The 17,398-nt window shown below is 37.3% G+C and carries 18 protein-coding genes and 1 pseudogene; 4 read left to right on the top strand and 15 right to left on the bottom strand.

Features of this window, described 5'->3' with window-relative positions; genetic code table 11:
* Positions 1–35: 35 nt before the first annotated feature.
* The 6 genes from BMF77_RS06505 to BMF77_RS06480 form a co-directional block, all read right to left on the bottom strand.
* Positions 36–1,535, bottom strand: coding sequence for an Ig-like domain-containing protein (locus BMF77_RS06505; protein WP_148761561.1), 1,500 nt, complete (start codon positions 1,533–1,535; stop codon positions 36–38).
* An 85-nt stretch (positions 1,536–1,620) separates the two neighbouring features.
* Positions 1,621–2,385 (bottom strand): TIGR03943 family protein, encoded by a 765-nt coding sequence (locus BMF77_RS06500; protein WP_148761559.1) that lies wholly within the window; start codon positions 2,383–2,385, stop codon positions 1,621–1,623.
* Positions 2,386–2,595: 210 nt separating this feature from the next.
* A complete protein-coding gene (locus tag BMF77_RS06495; RefSeq protein ID WP_015080940.1) occupies positions 2,596–3,648 on the bottom strand; it encodes a permease in 1,053 nt (350 codons plus the stop codon).
* Positions 3,649–3,993: 345 nt separating this feature from the next.
* A complete protein-coding gene (locus tag BMF77_RS06490) occupies positions 3,994–4,560 on the bottom strand; it encodes a hypothetical protein (RefSeq protein WP_148279064.1) in 567 nt (188 codons plus the stop codon).
* Positions 4,561–5,003: 443 nt separating this feature from the next.
* Positions 5,004–6,362, bottom strand: a complete 1,359-nt coding sequence (locus tag BMF77_RS06485) for a GUN4 domain-containing protein (protein ID WP_148761557.1) — start codon at positions 6,360–6,362, stop codon at positions 5,004–5,006.
* 96 nt (positions 6,363–6,458) lie between these two features.
* On the bottom strand, positions 6,459–7,436 hold the full coding sequence (locus BMF77_RS06480) for a DUF362 domain-containing protein (RefSeq protein ID WP_148761555.1): 978 nt from the start codon (positions 7,434–7,436) through the stop codon (positions 6,459–6,461).
* Between the two features lie 167 nt (positions 7,437–7,603).
* Here BMF77_RS06480 and BMF77_RS06475 point away from each other — a divergent pair.
* Both BMF77_RS06475 and BMF77_RS06470 read left to right on the top strand, forming a co-directional pair.
* Positions 7,604–7,798: pseudogene (locus BMF77_RS06475) on the top strand (hypothetical protein); the annotation flags it as partial.
* Between the two features lie 278 nt (positions 7,799–8,076).
* Positions 8,077–8,991 (top strand): amino acid ABC transporter substrate-binding protein, encoded by a 915-nt coding sequence (locus tag BMF77_RS06470; protein WP_246863077.1) that lies wholly within the window; start codon positions 8,077–8,079, stop codon positions 8,989–8,991.
* Between the two features lie 281 nt (positions 8,992–9,272).
* On the opposite strand, the gene xseB is transcribed toward BMF77_RS06470, so the two are convergent.
* Positions 9,273–9,512 (bottom strand): exodeoxyribonuclease VII small subunit, encoded by a 240-nt coding sequence (gene xseB / locus BMF77_RS06465; RefSeq protein WP_015080802.1) that lies wholly within the window; start codon positions 9,510–9,512, stop codon positions 9,273–9,275.
* A 23-nt stretch (positions 9,513–9,535) separates the two neighbouring features.
* Here xseB and BMF77_RS06460 point away from each other — a divergent pair, with 23 nt between their 5' ends.
* Together BMF77_RS06460 and BMF77_RS06455 are read left to right on the top strand one after the other, a co-directional pair.
* Positions 9,536–10,567, top strand: a complete 1,032-nt coding sequence (locus BMF77_RS06460) for a VOC family protein (protein WP_148761553.1) — start codon at positions 9,536–9,538, stop codon at positions 10,565–10,567.
* 44 nt (positions 10,568–10,611) lie between these two features.
* Positions 10,612–11,427: a DUF1838 domain-containing protein gene (locus tag BMF77_RS06455; RefSeq protein WP_148761551.1), complete on the top strand. Its 816-nt coding sequence runs from the start codon at positions 10,612–10,614 to the stop codon at positions 11,425–11,427.
* A gap of 116 nt (positions 11,428–11,543) precedes the next feature.
* On the opposite strand, the gene BMF77_RS06450 is transcribed toward BMF77_RS06455, so the two are convergent.
* The 8 genes from BMF77_RS06450 to BMF77_RS06415 form a co-directional block, all read right to left on the bottom strand.
* Positions 11,544–11,912, bottom strand: a complete 369-nt coding sequence (locus BMF77_RS06450) for a pentapeptide repeat-containing protein (protein ID WP_015080803.1) — start codon at positions 11,910–11,912, stop codon at positions 11,544–11,546.
* Positions 11,913–12,088: 176 nt separating this feature from the next.
* Positions 12,089–12,544, bottom strand: a complete 456-nt coding sequence (locus tag BMF77_RS06445) for a PPC domain-containing protein (protein ID WP_015079953.1) — start codon at positions 12,542–12,544, stop codon at positions 12,089–12,091.
* A 56-nt stretch (positions 12,545–12,600) separates the two neighbouring features.
* Entirely contained in the window at positions 12,601–13,260 is a 660-nt protein-coding gene (locus BMF77_RS06440) for a ComF family protein (protein WP_148761548.1), read from the bottom strand.
* Positions 13,257–13,733, bottom strand: coding sequence for a GNAT family N-acetyltransferase (locus BMF77_RS06435; RefSeq protein WP_148761546.1), 477 nt, complete (start codon positions 13,731–13,733; stop codon positions 13,257–13,259). The genes BMF77_RS06440 and BMF77_RS06435 overlap by 4 nt, the downstream gene beginning before the upstream one ends.
* 29 nt (positions 13,734–13,762) lie before the next feature.
* Positions 13,763–14,263, bottom strand: a complete 501-nt coding sequence (locus tag BMF77_RS06430; protein ID WP_148761544.1) for a hypothetical protein — start codon at positions 14,261–14,263, stop codon at positions 13,763–13,765.
* Positions 14,260–15,525 (bottom strand): AAA family ATPase, encoded by a 1,266-nt coding sequence (locus tag BMF77_RS06425; protein WP_148761542.1) that lies wholly within the window; start codon positions 15,523–15,525, stop codon positions 14,260–14,262. Before BMF77_RS06425 ends, BMF77_RS06430 begins: the two co-directional genes overlap by 4 nt.
* 143 nt (positions 15,526–15,668) lie before the next feature.
* Positions 15,669–16,751, bottom strand: coding sequence for a photosystem II q(b) protein (psbA, locus tag BMF77_RS06420; protein WP_015078361.1), 1,083 nt, complete (start codon positions 16,749–16,751; stop codon positions 15,669–15,671).
* A gap of 223 nt (positions 16,752–16,974) precedes the next feature.
* Complete coding sequence (locus BMF77_RS06415; RefSeq protein ID WP_148761540.1) at positions 16,975–17,325, bottom strand: histidine triad nucleotide-binding protein; 351 nt, start codon at positions 17,323–17,325, stop codon at positions 16,975–16,977.
* Positions 17,326–17,398: the final 73 nt, after the last annotated feature.

Genomic DNA, 17,398 nt, shown 5'->3' with positions numbered 1-17,398 from the left:
TAATTGTCAATTGTCAATTGTCAATTGTCAATTAATTAAGGTAGCCAATGGGGATGAAAGCCCATGAGAGGTAGTTGTTCTGGTTTAATGTCAATATTGGTATTATCAGCTATAGGTAGCATGGGCATTAACCAGAGACTACTACTAGCAATGGGTTCACCATCATCAGTTTTTAAGGTGTTTGCGGGTAATGGTGTGGTGTTATTGGCAATGGGAACTACTTGGTCAAATAAGAAGCCTAAACCGTCAGGTGCTAAACTGGTTTGGACATTGCGTTGAGCCGGAGGCAAGAGTAACAATGGTTTTTGCTTGCCTGTTTTCAAGTCAATGGATACCAAGTAAGGTTGTTCTATGTATTGTTCTTTAGAAATAAGTTGGGTAACTAAACAGTAAAGACTAGGGGAAGCCGGATCAAACTGACAGCTAAGAATTGAGCCTGTAGTTTTTAATAATTGTTTTTGTACACCTTGGTTGGTGACTAAAAACAAATCTCGCGTATAATCAGTATTAAATTTGACCATTGCTGCCTGTGAACCGTCTTTGGAGAAGGCTTGGACTAAGCCAAATTGAGGCAGAAAATCGAGAGGTTTGTTGCTATCACCGTCTAAAGATACAATTGCTGTCCCCTGTCCTTGGGAAACTGCTACGGCTTTGCTATCGGGTGTAATCAGAAAATCTCCACCAGGCTGCCCTTGTAACCGTTTTGGCGTGGGTTTTTCGGCGGAATTATCATTGCTGGTTGATAAGTACCAGAGAGCAAAATCACCGGAATTATCGCGTTTACCTCTTTGAATAACAATAATTTTGCCATCGGCTGAAAGGTCAAATTTGAGATTTTGATATTCTTTGTTATCTAAAATTAGGTCAACTTTCCCTGCGGCGGCTATTTCTGTCCCAATTTGACTAGAAATACCTGTGCTGACTGTATAAAGTTGGGCGGAAAGTAAATCAGGATTTTTAGCAGAACGAGCCGAGAAGAGGATTTTTTCACCATTGGGGAATGGTTCAAAATCCATCACAATTAAGTCTTTGGGGGTAAGAACTTTTTTTTGTTCTTGGGTTAAATTATAAAGTACCAACTGCCCTTGGATTTCTGCTGCCGAGCCAATATAAAGGATGACGCGATTGCGGGTAGAAAAGCTACCTGTAAAGGGCTGCATGACGCGGTTTTTCCCTTCCGCTTGAGAATATTTATCTTGACCTTTTTCTAGTTTGACTTGGTAGTTTGTGCCGTAGGGGGCTGGGGTAAGGAGTGTGTACACCATTCTTCTGCCAGCCCAACTGGTTTTACCGGCTAGAGGTGGATCTATTTTTAAATTCTCCTCGATGCTTTTGGAGTCCATTGGCCGACTAAAGGTGAGGGAGAAGGAGAGATCCTCTGCGCCAATTTGTTGATTTTCCCAGGTAAAGGTGCGAACCATAGGTTTGACTACATCACCTTTCCAGATAATTAACCCAATCAACACACTCAGTAGGAGCATGACAGCGATCGCAATTCCGTCTAAGGGTTGAATAAGTTTATAGGATTTGTTCATCTAACAATTTTAGATTTTGGATTTTAGATTTTGGATTTTAGATTAGGGAACAACTGACAACTAACAACTAACAACTGACCACTGACTAATAACTGTAAGGATTTTGAGGTTGGGGAATTTTTTTCAGGGAGTTGGCTTTGATAGTGAGTTGGCGTTTCTCTCCGACAGTTTGTGTTGTCATTTGTCCTTCTATTTCTAACCATGTATCAGGGGGGTACTGTTGACGTGATCCAGATATTTGGACTGGTAATCCCACGGGATAAGCGTCTGCGGCACAACAACTGAGAACAAATCTGGCTAAAAATATATATTCTTCACTGACGTTAGGTTGATGAATCACAAATCCCTGGACTTTTGCCTTTTGCCCTGTGTATGCGTCCGGTTCGGGATAGACATTCAATGTGCGGACCCAATCTACAAGCGATCGCTCTTCTGGGCGAACTGTAGCCCGAAATGCCTGGGGTTGAGTGCGACTAGCACCTGTTGATTCAGTCACACCCCGATCTAGGGCTGTTTGACTCGCAAAGACACGAGGTGTAATCATTAATCCTAAAATTGCCGTTGTTAGTAACAGGAAACTGCCCCAACCAGGGGGAAACAAATTAATATGCCCAGCACTAGGTATTTGGGGAATGTGACGGTGTTTCCACAGTTGCAATCCCTTAGAGAAACCAATGATTAATAAGGCTATGCCGGCGACAACTACTAACCAAAAGAAATCCGGGTGAATCAATAAGTAGAGTTTGCCCGTTAGCCAATATTTCAACATCAGAATACCCCAAGCTGTAATGGCTAATACATCTAGCCAAGGGATGAATTTATTTGGGGCTTTAGTTTGGGAATTTAGCATTAAAGTTATTTAGGTATCATAAGGAATAGGTAAGAGGGAATAGGGAGGAGGGAAGGGGGAACAGAAATTATTTTAGAAAATTACCGACTACCTTTTTTTCAATCTCCAATTACTATATTCCCACCTTCCCAGGATTTAAACCCCATACCTCACACCCCACATTTGAGGGGGAAAAAAGAAAATTTTGCTCAAAAGAGACCCAATCTTGATTCAGATCACGTGCAGATTCAGAAATAGGGTGAATAAAAGTGTCAATTGTCCAGCTAATAAAAACAGATATATCAAGGCTTTTGGCTTAAAAATTGAGAGCATTAAACCAATACCTTTAATATCAATCATCGGTCCAAAGACTAGAAATGCTAACAATGACCCGCTAGTAAAGGTGGAAGCAAAAGACAGGGCAAAAAAGGCATCAACTGTAGAGCATATTGATACAACTGCTGCTAATACTAGCATGGCTAAAATCGAGCTAATTGGCCCAGCCCCAAGACTAATAATCAGGTCACGGGGGGCTAAAACTTGGGTAGCGGCGGCGATCGCACTGCCTAATACCATGACTCCGCCTAATTCCCGGAGTTCTTGGATAATATTATCTAATAGGGAGCGGAGTTTCTCTGATAAGGGTTTACTGAAGTTAGAAATTGCAGCGACTTCACTGTAACTATCATCTATGCGTTTCGACGCTCCCGTTGTGCCACCAAGAATATATGTTCCTGATTGCAATAAACTCGGTGTATTAGTTTGGGGTTGTACTTGAGATTGTCGTCCCCTGCGGTTTGTTTTCGGTGGTGCTGGGGGGTTAAATTTAAGATAACGGGCGATTGATGGTTGCAGAAAGGGAACTAAATCCGGTTGAAAGCTGAAGATAAAACCAATAATAGTGGCAATGGCTAGGGAAAATACCACTCTTAACACTACTATTTCTGGTTGATCGCGGAATGCAGTCCAAGTTGACCAAATCACAATGGGGTTAATTGTTGGCGCTGCTAATAAAAAGCCAATCGCTACTGGTGTGGGTACTCCCTGCATCAATAGCCGTCTGGCCACAGGCACATTACCGCACTCACAAACTGGAAACAAAAAGCCGATCATACTGCCAAATAAAGCCCCCAATAGGGGATTTCTGGGCATTTTCTCCACCAATTTACTTTCATCGACAAATAATAGTAATAGACTGGATAAAAATACACCCAGCAGTAAAAATGGCATCGCCTCCACTAGTAGACTGAGAAATATTGTAAAACCATTGTTCAGTTGATTCATGGGCGTTGTATTCAACAGCAGTTCTGAGTTTTAGAGTTTTGTGTTGTCATTTCATTTAATAGGGTAGCGAGAAATATGGCTAACACCAACCTATACTAAAGCGATACGGGGATCATTGATTAAGCAGCTAAAATTAAATCCCATTATAGTGAGGAAATTATAGCAGTCCTCAATAATTTATGAAAAAATTGCTTGTCTTTTGCCTACCATTGCTAAATTTACAACTTAAACTGGCTAGATAAGTTATTAGACATATCGGCACAAAAATATAGAGACGTTCCATGGAACGTCTCTACAAGCAAGTTTTAGGTTGATTCCGTAATCTCTAATTAGTTCAATAAGATATTAGTCTTTCGGACACTCTTTAACTTTGTTTTCTACCCAATTTTTACAAGATAAGAAACCCAAAAAGCCGCTACCTTTTTCTGCACAGTATCCTTTATCAACCTCTACTTGTTCTCTAGGAATTTCTGACACAGTAGAACTTCCACGGACAAATGAAGAAAATTGTCCCCTCTCAACTACTGAATTATCTTGTCTAATCTCATATTCAAATTCATTGGCATCTCTTTTCACAACAAATGCACTACCACTATGCCGAGTCCCGATACTTATTTTGGTGGACTCTGAGCCTCTCCCTTTACTATAATCTCGATCAGTGTATGGGAAATTATCAGGAGACATTCCCCGGGAAATGTTTCTGATAATTACTCTCCTGCCATTTTTTGGTGGTTCACTTGAGGATGTAAACCAAGCTTTAGTGTCACTTATATAAGTTGTAGCACTAGGACATTCACCCACATATTTAAACAAAGGCAAAACTATTTGATTAAGTTCTGATTGTCCCTCAACTTCAAACCCAATCTCAGGTGCAGCAGGAGCAGATTGTCCCCAACTCGGCAAGGATTGCATGAATACTAATGGAGTGGACAATACAACAATCTTCATCAAATAGGATATGCAGCGAGTTCTCTTTGACATTTTTCTCACCATAAAGTAAAGAATTTGTAGGTTACAGCACTTCCCGGTGTTATAAGGTACATATCTAGCGGGCAAGACTTGTACTGAGCTTGTCGATAGCGCAGCGTGGCGTTAGCCATAGTATGCCCGCACTACAAGAGTTTCATGATTCAACTTTGTACCTCATAAGAGCGGAAACCGCTGTATTTAGTCAATAAGCTTCAGTTAACGAAGGATATTAACTTGGATTGTTGAGTTCAATTCTTGATATTGAACCGGATTGAACTATGAGGTTAGTAAGCTTGGCTCAATTTATAGCTATATATACCCGCAGCAATTAATAAGCAATAGTTTTATGCTTTTCAAATTGTATGCAGATTCATCTAGGTATGAAATTACTTTATCTTACAACCATCAAAATACGCAATGAAATTTCCCCAAACAGGTCCATCTAAAAATGCTCTAGGGAGATATCCTTTAGGCGCATCTAAAGAGTATTTAAGCTGATTATTAGATAAATATCTACCTCGATAACGCCAGCCTAAATCAGTAGCAAAATCTTCAAAATGCTCGTTAGTTGGTTCAAATTTATTACCAAATAAACTCTTCCATTTTTGTGCTTGTGCAGAAAAACCAAAGCGACCTTGACTTTGAGTTTGCCAAATTTGATTAATAGCACTTAAATTTCCGCAGGACAATCGAGAAATTGCCTTATCATTGAGTGATCCAGAAGCTTGGCTAATCTCCAGCATTAGAGACTTTGTTTCCTCGTCAGCCCCTTTCCAATCACCTTGAGATAATAATTTTTCCAATTTGTCCATACTAGCGGGAAAGTTTCCAGTATTCCCTCTGGTTGCTACTTCTATTTCTTTCTTTTCTCTGGCTTTTTTTGGTGGAATCTCACCCCCAGTAGGAGGTTTCTGACCAGTGAGGGAGAAAAAGATATTAATCGGAATTGCCGCATTAAATCCCGTTTTTCCCTGTCCAGAAGTTCCCGTTTCCTGTTGTCCAATTTTTGGCTTTTTCACAGGTGTGATTGGTTTTCGTCTGACTCTTGTTTCTGACTGACCAGAATCATTGTCATCTCCGCCATCTGCATCTGCTAGTCCGTGAATACCAATAACTCTACCATTACCATCAAATACAGGTCCACCACTGTTACCAACAAAGGTAGTAGCATTGTATACTAATCTGTAACCGTTGACCGCTCCAGGATTGAAAGTGACTACTGTACCCGGTGTGACGGTATATGTTCTATCCTTGCCTTTATTACCAAAAATACTGGGAAATCCGGTGACTTTAATCTCTGCCCCAATTTTTATCTCCTCAGAATTTCCTAAAGCAGCGACAGGATAGTTTTCCTGAGCTTCAAAGGTAACTATAGCTAAATCTGGGTCTTTCGGATTTTTTTGGAATATTTGACGGTCTTTAATGGGATAATCTTTGCCATTATAAGTATGAATTGTGTAATTAATGCCCGTGCTACAGGTAACTGGTTTGCGTCCCTGTATGGCATCACATACAACATGATTAGCCGTTAGAACGGTGTAAATTTTTCCTTTTTTGTCAATAATTACACCTGAGCCGCCGGGCGAGTCATTACCTTCACTATTAATTTGTACTGTAGTTTGTTGGGCAGCGTCCTCAAGTTTTTCCGCTTGCACGGAAATCAATGCTACAAAAAATACAAATGTTGATACCGTAACTGAGAAAATAGCAGAATTATTTTTCAGTATTTGGTTAGATAGATTCATATTTACATACAAATGACTTAAGTGAGATGGTATCACACCTACTTGGTAGAATCAATGGGTTTAGACAGGGAATTTACTCCCTGCCCATACTTTACCTTACAAGCGTCCTCCAGTATAAGCGCTCATAGGTTCTTTGATAAACCTGATGTAAAGATGCCTAAAAGTAGACTTAATCACACGCGGCATGGCAAAATCTATGGGCATTAACTTTTCGGGTAATTGCCAATCTGTAATTTGTAATAAATCGGGTGATAAATTCGGAAAGTGAATATCACTTAATTCTGGACATATTCCCAATCTTTGGGAAGCTGCAACTGTGGGAACTTGTGCGGGTGCAACTTGGAGAATTTCTAACATTGCTCTATCTAAAGCAAATACATTACTCGCAGCTGCTAGAATTTCTAATTTCCTAGGTTCTCCCCCACTTGGTCCATTACCTTCATGACCAATAATTCCATCTAAAATTGTTAAAGTTGGATTAATTGCTCTGGCAGTTTCTACTAACATTTCTCCAAATTTGTTAGCATCTTTACCAGCTTCCATGTGCCACCAAGCTTTCATTTTCCCAGGAACACAACCAAAGAGATTTTTAACTCCTAAAGTTAGGGTTAATTGCATATGAGATTTAACTTTAGGCAGATTAATAATCACGTCTGCTTCCATTGCTTCTTTCGATAAAAGCAAGTGATTAAAATTGTCGTTGACGGTTTGATAACGTTTCCCGTGAAATTCCACCAGTGGTAATTTTAGTTCTTCTAAAATTGGTAATAAACCATTCGCTATGGCCACACCTTTAGCACTACCAAAAGCGGGACTATCTCCTAAAAATGGATTTCCACCCACTGCAATTACCATTTCGGCAACAGCACGCACTAATTCTGGTCTGGTGGTGCATTCTTTAGTAGGACGAGAACCTGTGAGCAGGTTGGGTTTGAGTAAAACGCGGTTTCCTGGTTTCACAAAAGCAGCCATACCCCCTAAAGGTTCTAGCAGTGTTTCTAAGGATTCTTTTAAAGCTTCCTGTTCGTAGGATTTAGCCCGAATGAGACTAACAGATGGTTTTTGTGTTGACATGGAAAATAATTGCGTTATATTACATTCAGCATTAATACTGTATCAAAAATTAAACTATAGTGGAAAAGTTCTTCCTACTTTGACAAAGATGAATCTAAAGAACAGTTATGGTAGGGAGTTTTATGAAATACTAATTTTGCTAATATTTATTTTATTTCTCAGGGTAGATGAAACAGCTAAAATCACGCTCGCAAGATTTACGCGGCCTATTTGAGAAAAGTATCACTATAGAATATGTAGCCGAACCTCTCAAGGCTGTGTCGGTTGATGCTGATGTCAAAGAAGTATTACATTGGATGCAGTTACAAGATTTTGATGTGGTAGGGGTAGAGACAGAAAATATTGTTAGTGGTTATGTGGAACTATTACCAGACAAGGAACTTTTCATCAATTCAGAATTTTTGATAATTTCCTCTGCGATCGCTATATAAACGCAGATAAACGCAGATAAACGCAGATCAAGACGGATGAATTAATTGGTTTCATAATTCTGTACAGGGTCTAATGTGAAGAATCATTTCTAGAACTGTTAACTTGATCTTTAATAGAGATAATTTAATCATTTTGATTCTATGGATTCCGCAAGATTAATATGTTTGTAAGTACCAAAATAAATCTCTCCCATTTACCTGCTTTCACTATGTCGAAGATATATAAAAATATTGCCCCTGTGATCTTCGGTTTGATATTATCAGGATTAATACCCGGTGTTGCTAAGGCAGAAACAGTGATGGAAAAAGTAGCCCGAACAGGAGTATTAACTGCTGGTACAAGCAAAGATGCTTTACCATTTGCCTACTCCGACAGTCAAGGAAAATTGACTGGTTATTCTGTGGATATGCTAACTTTAATCCAACAGCAATTAGAGAAAGAATTAGGCAAAAAAATTACACTTAAATTAGTTGCAGTTACCCCAGCAGCAAGGATTCCCAAGATAATTAACCGACAAGTTGATATTGTCTGTGATGCCAGTAGTTTTACTTGGGAACGAGATAAAAAAGTTGATTTTTCTATTAGTTATGGTGTCACAGGGACGCAAATTTTAATTAAAAAGGAAACCAATTTAGGTTCACCAGAATCCCTGATTAATAAGCGTGTGGGTGTGTTAGCTGGAACTACCAATGAACAATCAATCAAGCAAATACAACCCCAGTCCAAACTTGTATATTTTAAGACTAGACCGGAAGCATTTGCAGCTTTGGAACAGGGTAAAATTGACGCTTTTGCATCCGATAGCATTCTTTTAGAGGGATGGTTACAAACAGCAAAAAATCCAGATAGTTTTGCCATAGTCCCCCCTCGTCCCTATTCACGAGAAGGAATTGCTTGTATGGTTCCTGAGAATAACTCTAAATTCCTCAATTCAGTGAATTATTCCCTCGTCAAATTTATGCAAGGATTTGTGAACAATAACCCCAAATATGTGGCGATTTTTGACCGTTGGTTTGGTTCTCAAGGTGCTGTATATCTCAATCAAGATTTACGTGATTTAGCCGTAGAAACCATGCAATTAATGATCGAGTTTCATGAACCGATTCCTCAGAAAGATTTGTAAGCCATAGTTATTAATTAGCAAATAGTCTCACAAGTTAATTTTTTTTTAATTTGGTTAATCAGGTAAAGTTTCAACATATCCAAAATAATGTTTGTTTCTGATACCTGAATTAACTAATTTTGGCAATTACCACAATTACGGTAATAATGAATGGTATGTTTGGCTGTATTTAAAAAGTATTTATTACTTATTTGGTTTTGACAATTTTACAAAACTCAACTAAGATAACGCATTCAGGAAAATTTGCATATTGTCGCATATTTTGATTATCTTCCGTTTATTTACTTCTGGTCATCTTGCAAAGTTTCAATTAACAAATCTACCTGCTGCTGTTGCTGCTGTAGAAAACTATCACATTCTTGTAAATACTTAACCGCAGTGGCAAATTCTGCAAATATATCCGCTAATTGTAATTCACCTCCTTCAATGCGAGTGATAATAGTTTCAATTTCTGCTATCTTAGCTTCATAACTTTCCCCATTTGCGGACATGGACTTAACTGAATTATTCCGTTTAACCATAAAATTTTCCCCCTAAATAAATTATGAATTCAAACAATAATACAACAATTAGCAGCATATATGAAGTCTGTATTGGTGTCCCAGATGCTATTTCTGCAATTCAATATTGGCAACAATTTGGTTATCGGATTGGAGAAATAGGAGAATTAACCGCAACTACAGCTTATCAACTATATCGGGTAAATTCACCTTTACAGACTATTCGACTTTATCATCAAAATGCAGATCATGGATTAATTCGGTTAATGATTTGGCAAAATCCTACATCTACAGGGTTAGGTGTGAGTTCCATGAAAACAAAAGGTAATCGTTGGGCTACTACCTTAACTGCGGATATATTAGGGATATTAAATCATGCGGAAGCAGCAAAATCAATTGGTGAAAACATTCTTTACACTCAAACTCACTGGGAAGTAATTTATAACAAAGATCAAAAAATTCGTCCTTTCGTAGAACCGTTGGTGGGGGTACGAGAAATGCTATTACTTCAACCATTTAGTCGGCAAGTTTTATTTCAACGTTTTGGTTATGATGTGACTAATTATGGACAGATTAATGATCATGCACCTTTAAAAACTAGTCAGTTTACTCATGTAGGTATAGTTGTCCAAGATGATAGTAAGGAAATTCTCAAATTCTATGAACAAGTTTTAGGTTTATTGCGTGTACGTGATGATATAGAAACAACTTATGAATCATCTTTAGCAGGAAGAGAATTTTTTGCACTGAACCCAGGAGAAAAATTTATAGTTACGGCTTTTGATGATCCTCGTTCTTCTCAAACTGATTTTATGGCAGCGCGAAGTGGTAGACTTTATATTATTCACTTTCCAGAAAATATTACCTTAGAATCACGTTTTGTAGATGCCCAACCAGGAAGTTTAGGAATGTGTCTTTATACTTATAAAGTGCAGGAAATAGAGACGTATTGGCAACTAGTGCGAGAAAGTGCAGCAAAAAAAATTACGGAAATTGTAAATAATGAATTTGCAGAAAATAGTTTTTCTTTTGTTGGACCAGATGGTTATTTTTGGAATATAGTGGAAAGTAAGTAAAAATTAGCCAATTTAACAAAATTTAAGATTTCAGGAGATATAGCATGATAGGACAAACCCAATTAGTAGATGTTGAACAATGGATTAAAACCCGTGCTTCTTTAGATGCTAACGAATCTAATTTTCTGAGTTGGACAGGGAATATTTATAGTTTTATTCCTGGAGAAAAACGACAATTATTATTTAAAATTGTGGGAATGAGTGTAAGTCGTTGTATTCCCACTGAGGAAGGTAGTTGGGATTTTACTTCTAGAGAACTGACTTATTATCTCAACCCAGAAACAAAGGAGATTTTACATCAATGGGAAAACCCTTGGACAGAGGAAAAAGTTACAGTTATGCACGTTGCTAATAGTCCCGTTCAAGGTCAATTTAAAAATAAATTACCTGTCCAAATAGCAGGAGAAAAAACTAATTTTGTATTTGATATCTTTCCTAACTATCCGAATCCTTTAGCCGAAAATCCCGAATTTGCTGATTATTGTCCAGGAGGAATTTATCAAGCCGCAGAATTATTTAAAATCTCTGTACCTACAGCAGAATTAGAAAATGCAGAACTAAATTCAGTTACGCAATTAAGCCTGTCTTGGGATAGAATTGGTCAATGGTTACCTTGGATGAAAATGGGTAAACATCCTGGTTATTTAATCTACAGTGCTACAGGTAATAAAGTCAGCGGTTTACAAGCATTACACCCAATTTTACAACAGGAAATAAATACTCGCGTTCCTTTATATAAAGCAGCCCCAAAAAGTTATGTTGAGGGGGAAGATATGACATCTTGGCTTTATTTTCAAAAGCACTTTTCCGCATATTTAGCTGGAGAAATATTCCCCATACCAGCACCAGAATCAGTTTAATTGACAATTACAGCAGTTTTCATGTATTTAGACCAAACTCTTGATTCCTCTTTGCACCTCTGCGTCTGGAGCGTGAGGCAAAAAAATGTGGTTCATTTACCCGAAAATCGCTGTAATTACAACTTGTGCATATTGTGACTAAGAGGATCAAAATTTCGAGGAAATTTGGTGCTTTCATCATAATATGCACGATGTAAATTCGCTCCATATAACTTAGTATAATGCAGCCTAGCACCCCGAAGATTTGCTTCAGTGAGATTGACACCAGATAAATTTGCTTTAGTCAAATTTGCCTTTGCTAAATTCGTTCCACTCAAATCTGCACCCCAGAGTTTAGCTTTAGCTAAGTTAGCTTCACTTAAATCTGCTCCCCATAAATTAATTCCGGGTAAATAGGCATTAATTAATTTAGCCCTGATTAATTTAGCAGAAACAAAATATCTTTCTCCTGCAAGATAACGCCGTTTTAGTTCCTCAGTTTCCATATCTAACCTACTTGAGCAACAAAACCTCTATCTCCAGAATAGTTCCTAAGTTGTTTATTGGCATTTTATCACCACAAAAATTTTTGCCTATATGATTACTTGAATTTTCATAATTTATTCCGTTTAACTCGTCAATTCAATTATACCCAATTAAGGATGGGATTGGACGCGCAAACCTACTTCACAGGTTGCAGTTTTGTCACCTTGAGTTTAAACTTCCCTACCCCAGTTTCCCCAAAAGAATGAACGCGCACAATGTAAGTTCCTGTTTCTGTAATGCGGGTAAACAATAGAGAATTGCTTGTACCGTCGGGAGCATCATCATTTTCTCCTGCTGTTGAACCATTGGGTGCTAATAGTGTAATAATGCTGTCAAAGTTTTCCGATGACAAATCAATAGATAAATTATCACCCTGATTTAATTTGATTGCATAATCACGAGCAAATCCCCCTTGTCCTGTGGGAATATCTTTGTTTGATAAGGTATCAGAAATTTCTGTCAAATTAGTTAACGGAATAGGGCTATATAACTTATTTTGTGCTGAGGCTGTTTTGATCCAAATCCCCATTGTTAGCAATGTAATAGGAATAATTAAGATGTTTCTGAAACCCACTGCAAAAATCTTTTTCATAAATTGAAATACTGTTCCCAGAAATACAGGGTAACTAATCTAATATAGCTTGATTTTTATTTATTTGTCGTGGCAACAGCAGCTACACCCAAGACTGTAATTTGATGTTGTTCAAGAGTCTGTACAGCAGCTTTAACAGTAGCACCAGTAGTATAAATATCATCCACTAATAAGATTGGTATATGGGGATGACGACGCAAATCTTTACCAATCACAAAAGCATTTGCTAAATTTTCTTGTCTTTGGGCTGCTTTTAAACTAAACAGGGCTTCAGTTTCCTTGATGCGTTCTAAACCATTGATTTTCAATTTGTATCCTGTGACATTACAAAAACCTTCAGCTATTAATGCAGCTTGATTAAAACCCCGTTGTTTTTGTTTTTTGGGGTGCATAGGGATAGGAACAACTAAAAGCTGTTGTTGTGGTTGCGGTGAATGTAATAACCATGATTCCCCTAACCATTCTCCTAACACATAACCAATTTGTGGCTGATTCTCATATTTTAATGCAGCGATCGCTCTTTTGACTGCACCACCATAATTTCCCCACACAAATATTGGTAATGGTTGTTTCCATAAATAAGCAGGATTTTGTTTGTGACAACTTTGAATTTGTTTGATACAATATGGACAAAGTTCCCTGGGTGTAGGACGTTGACACAGGGGACAAGAGGATTTAAGAAAAAGACTCAGAAGGTTTTGGAATATCTTGATCATAGATATTTTACATAGACTAAATCACATCTGCTAGTTTCTACACCTGTTGTTGGTAGATAACCATTACTTTCATAAAGTTTAACAGCTTCAGCTAAAATACTGGCGGTTTCAATCCAAATTTGCTTAAATCCCCGCAAAGCAATTGCTGTTTCTAGTTGTTGTAATAAATATTTGCCTAATCCTAAACCGCGCACTTTTGGTAAAAGATACATTTTTCTAATTTCTACAGCTTTTTCGCCGCGATTTATGGGATAATAGGCAGCAGTCCCGACAATCTGATTTTGATGTTCAATTACCCAAAATTCTCCACCAGTTGCTAAATAATATTCTTCAATATTTAATACATCCTTGTCTGCTGCTTCTGGTTGCCAAGGTAAACCATATTCTGATAATATAGAACTAATAACTGTGGCTGCAAAAATGCGGTCTTTTTCTTGCCAATTGCGAATGATAAAATCTTGGTATTGATACATAAATTTAGTCCATTAAATTAGAATACTATTTAGGAAATTTCTATGGTGTTTTGGATGATTAATCTAAAACCTGTTTCATCCTTAAATTTATCCATTCTTGTAATTTGTGAAGACTGAAAAGTAGGTTTTTTGTTATTAGCTATATATGCCTTTTTAGATTTATAAATTTCTAAATCATGATTTGCTATAAAAACATTAATTGTATTTTTTAATTGCTCCTCTCCCTTTCCAACCCATTTACTATTTTCAGACTTTCTCGTTTTTAATTCCACGAAAATAAGATGATTGTTGTAAGTAAGCATACCGTCACAACGATTCTCCTTTTCACCATTTGATCTGAGAATTTCAATACAATTATCAATAGCGGTAAATATCACCTCTATTTCTTGATTATTTTCAACAATAGCAATCCATTTGCTACAATCATCAATATCAATATAAGCAGGATCTTCGTTAGGATCATCACAAAGTCGAAATTTATACTGATTTGTCTGACTTTGATAAGTAGATTTAAAAAAATTTATACTCATATTTGTTCCTCAATTTCCAGTAAATTATCAAAAAGGTTATTAGTCTCTGCTAAGAAAGAATTGAGATAATTTTCATCAGTAGGTAATCCTTCATAAGTAGAAAGTTTGATAATTTCCCCTGTCTCTGTTAATTCATATACAATTGAATCTTCATCAGATACACAAGATGCTTGAGAAACAATATTTTCTAGTTGTTCCTTTAGTAAATTGCTGTTTGGTAAATCTATAATTTTCTGTAAAACCTGATATCCCTTGATTGCTAATGTCAGATAATTAATAATATAAGGACTGTGGGTAGTAAGAATTAGTGTATTACCTTCTGTAAGGTTAGCAAATTCTAACAATTTATATAAAACGTCTTTTTGCGACTTGGGAAACAGATTTTGTTCTATTTCTTCAACAATATTTAAAAAACATTCATTTTTATATTTAGAAGATAATACTTCCAAAGCAGCTTTTTTAAGTTCCTCAGAAAGATTATCATTGGATAGGATTCTTTCAATTTCTATTTTTAATCTTTGTTGTTCTTCACCACTAAGTTCATTTTGGGAAGAATCTTTATTTTGACTAATAGATAAAGCAATATTTCTAGAAACTAAAAACAAAGGAATAAAAGACTGAAACCCACTTGAAGATTCGGAAATATTTAATTTATAATCACTTCCTATAATATTTAAAGTATTATTTTTTTGATCAAATTCCAACTTTACATCACCCACTGGTAAAGTCAGACTTTCTGATAATTCCTGCTGTGAACGCTCGAATTTATCAAAAAAAGCAGATAATGATGGAGGTAATCCTTTTACTTTTTCAGCTTCCTTCACAATACTAAAAAAGGTTCTTTCTGCTGGTACATACATAATTTCAGGTACAATATATTCTTGGGGACTATTATTAGTAGAAAATAGATCTAATTGTTTAATCATAGGAGAAACTTTTAATTTTCCCTCTTGGAAATAAAAATAAAAAGCATTTCCTAGATATTCAATTTCAGTTTCTGGTAAGAAATAATTTTTTAAGTTGTGATAGTTACAATATGTTCTAATAAACCTATTATAGTTTGTTACATATTTTATTTCTAAATTTCTACGATATAATTGTTTTTCTAACCAACTTAATGTTGAAATTAGTTTAGCAATACTACTTTTTCCCGTTCCTTGATTACCGATAAAAACAGTAATTTTACGAATGTCTATAAATCCATTATTTTCTGCGAAACCTGATTTAATTGGTCCGAAATTTTTAACTTTTATTTGACTCATATATTATCTTTATTTACTGTATTTTCGTTTTCCTTTTCTAGTAAAAATATTATAATTCAAACTCTGATTAACAATAATTTATTTTTCATAATAAAAACGCCCCCCTTGCGGAGAGCGTTTTTTATTTAACTAGACTCTAGTTATTAACCGTTGATAGCAGGAGCGCTTAAAGCAACAGGAGCAACATCAGCAGCAGCCAAATCTAGAGGGAAGTTGTGAGCGTTACGCTCGTGCATTACTTCCATACCTAAGTTAGCGCGGTTGATTACGTCAGCCCAAGTAGCGATGACACGACCTTGAGAATCCATGACAGATTGGTTGAAGTTGAAACCGTTCAAGTTGAAAGCCATTGTGCTAACACCCAAAGCTGTGAACCAGATACCAATTACAGGCCATGCAGCGAGTAAGAAGTGTAGTTGACGGCTGTTGTTGAAGGAAGCGTATTGGAAAATCAAGCGACCGAAGTAACCGTGAGCAGCAACGATGTTATAGGTTTCTTCTTCTTGACCGAATTTGTAACCGTAGTTTTGTGATTCGTTTTCGGTTGTTTCTTTAACCAAGGAAGAAGTCACAAGTGAACCGTGCATTGCTGAGAACAAAGAACCACCGAAGACACCAGCTACACCTAACATATGGAAGGGGTGCATCAAGATGTTGTGTTCCGCTTGAAACACAATCATGAAGTTGAATGTTCCAGAGATACCCAAAGGCATACCGTCAGAGAATGAACCTTGACCGATTGGGTAGATCAAGAATACTGCGGTAGCAGCAGCTACAGGTGCGGAGAATGCTAGGCAAATCCAAGGACGCATTCCTAAGCGGTAAGAAAGTTCCCATTCACGACCGAGGTAGCAGAATACGCCGATCAAGAAGTGGAATACTACTAACTGGTAAGGACCGCCGTTATACAACCACTCATCTAAAGAAGCAGATTCCCAAATAGGGTAGAAGTGTAAACCGATAGCGTTGGAGGAAGGAACTACTGCACCGGAGATGATGTTGTTTCCGTAGAGTAGAGAACCTGCAACTGGTTCGCGGATACCGTCAATGTCCACGGGAGGAGCAGCGATAAATGCAATCACAAAGCAAGTAATTGCAGCGAGGAGGGTAGGGATCATTAATACTCCGAACCAACCGATATATAAACGGTTGTCAGTGCTGGTGATCCATTCGCAGAAGCGATTCCATACGTTAGCACTTTCGCGCTGTTGTAAGGTAGTTGTCATGTGTTTATAATTGCGTTTGAGTTATGTATGTTTTGGTAGGTGTTTCTACCTCATGAATTTATATTAAGCTTTATGTTTCGATTTGTAAAGCTATTTAAAGTAGGTATTAGTTATGAAAGTCATTAGTTTTTCTGATATCATGGGATTTACAGCAGCTATTGTGATAATTAGGCGGGCAGGATGCCCACCCCACAGGAGTTCTGGACTATTTCAGATGTAAAATTCAACCAGGAGGCCAGGACATAGAACGACCGCCTAGTATATGTATATGGAGATGATAGACCGTTTGTCCGCCATCAACACCAGTGTTCATAACTACGCGATAACCGTTTTCCAGTCCTGCTTGTGCTGCAACTTTCTGGACTGTTAATAATAGATGTCCTAAAAGTGCTTTATCTTCAGGTTCTGCGGTAGCTAGATTAACTATGGGTTTTTTGGGAATTACAAGGATGTGAACTGGTGCTTGGGGGTTAACATCTGTAAAGGCTAGTGCTAAATCGTCTTCATAAACAATATTCGCGGGAATTTCTTTACGAATGATTTTACTAAAAATGGTTTCTGTGTTCGGACTCATACAGTTTTACTTACTCATCTGCTCAAGATTTTAAGCGATCGCTGGAACAGGCGATAAAAAGTTAAGCTATTGT

Source organism: Dolichospermum sp. UHCC 0315A (assembly GCF_008121535.1).
Lineage (GTDB): Bacteria > Cyanobacteriota > Cyanobacteriia > Cyanobacteriales > Nostocaceae > Dolichospermum > Dolichospermum lemmermannii.
This window is presented reverse-complemented; position numbering and strand designations above follow the sequence as displayed.